The sequence below is a fragment of the Prevotella rectalis genome, from assembly GCF_900607215.1.
In the GTDB taxonomy this organism is placed as follows: Bacteria; Bacteroidota; Bacteroidia; order Bacteroidales; family Bacteroidaceae; genus Prevotella; species Prevotella brunnea.
On the sequence record NZ_LR027821.1, the window covers coordinates 117,299 to 118,749 of the forward strand.

1 protein-coding gene, 1 pseudogene and 1 CRISPR repeat array (1 of these 3 cut by a window edge) are annotated in these 1,451 nt (G+C 37.4%); the gene and the pseudogene both read left to right on the forward strand.

Features of this window, described 5'->3' with window-relative positions; translation table 11 throughout:
* On the forward strand, window positions 1-24 hold part of the coding region annotated (locus tag E0E16_RS07695) for an IS30 family transposase (protein WP_130829732.1) (this coding region is incomplete at its 5' end). The annotated region extends 666 nt beyond the left edge of the window; 24 of 690 annotated nt are visible.
* A pseudogene (locus tag E0E16_RS14340) lies at window positions 3-170 on the forward strand (IS30 family transposase); the annotation flags it as partial. The gene E0E16_RS07695 and the pseudogene E0E16_RS14340, both read left to right, overlap by 22 nt.
* A gap of 175 nt (window positions 171-345) precedes the next feature.
* Window positions 346-974: direct repeats of the CRISPR family, unit length 36 nt; unit sequence GTTGTGGTTTGATGTAGAATCAAAATATGAAGCAAC.
* The last annotated feature ends 477 nt before the right edge of the window (window positions 975-1,451 follow it).

The following is a 1,451-nucleotide window of genomic DNA, read 5'->3' on the forward strand; positions in this document are numbered from 1 at the left end:
CTATTGAGAATACAAATAAACTAATCAGACAATATATACCGAAAAAGGATTCGTTTGAACATTACACAGACAAGAGAATTATGTCGATACAAAAGAAATTGAACGAAAGACCGAGAGAAAAATTAAACTTTTCTACTCCAAAGTGTGAATTCTTCAAATACGTTTTATAATTTTGCACTTGCTGGTTGACTCTGCGGTGGGGTAAAATTAAACAAAAAGATCCAGAAACACCTATCCAGTTAGAGTTTTTTTAGTATATTTGCAATAAAGCTGATATATTCGAGCCACTTCTTGTATGAAAATATTTGTATAATGTGTTTATATTCAATATTTTAAATAGTACAAGTTGTGGTTTGATGTAGAATCAAAATATGAAGCAACCGCACCGACACGTTCTTGCTGCGCCATAGCGTTGTGGTTTGATGTAGAATCAAAATATGAAGCAACCGCTGATTGTGGTAACGGTGGTAATCATTGTTGTGGTTTGATGTAGAATCAAAATATGAAGCAACTTGTTCTCCCCACAGAGTATGCAGCCCTCGGTTGTGGTTTGATGTAGAATCAAAATATGAAGCAACGTATAAGGTGATGAACTACGACGGCACGATGTTGTGGTTTGATGTAGAATCAAAATATGAAGCAACTATGAATAGTCAAAGCAGATTGAAAATGATGTTGTGGTTTGATGTAGAATCAAAATATGAAGCAACTCGTGAGGCGTAACAGGATACTTGGACTTGGTTGTGGTTTGATGTAGAATCAAAATATGAAGCAACACGCTGCTGTAGAGAACCCGACAGTGGCTCGTTGTGGTTTGATGTAGAATCAAAATATGAAGCAACTGACAAATTTCTGGATAATCTTCTGCCATTGTTGTGGTTTGATGTAGAATCAAAATATGAAGCAACAAAGCTAAAGGATATTTTCAACGATGAATGGTTGTGGTTTGATGTAGAATCAAAATATGAAGCAACTAACTAGTCGTCCCTTGAAAAGTAAATAGCCTATTGATTATCAATAAAATAACTCTTTTATAATTTGCGTATATCTACAAGTTTTTGTATCTTTATATGGTAAATCTTGCAAATCAACAATGTATAAATCTCCATCCGACACCCATCAGGTATCAATGTTTGGGACTTGACCTCCATGCTCAATCCCACCCATCCAATGTATAAACTTGCCAATCTGATAAATTGGGAAACCTTTGAGCGTTCCTTTGCCCCCCTTGTATTGTAAAGACAACGGACGCATAGCCAAGCCTTGAGAACTCTTACCAAGAACGTATTGAGGTCTGCATGAAGTTCGTTAACGGCGAGAGAAGGGACGGTCACAAGATCTACTCCCTTCATGAGCCGGACGTGTTGTGCATCAGCAAGGGGAAGGACCACAAGAAATACGAGTTCGGCAATAAAGTCTCCCTTGTCAGACTGTGGAATGGTCTCATTGTC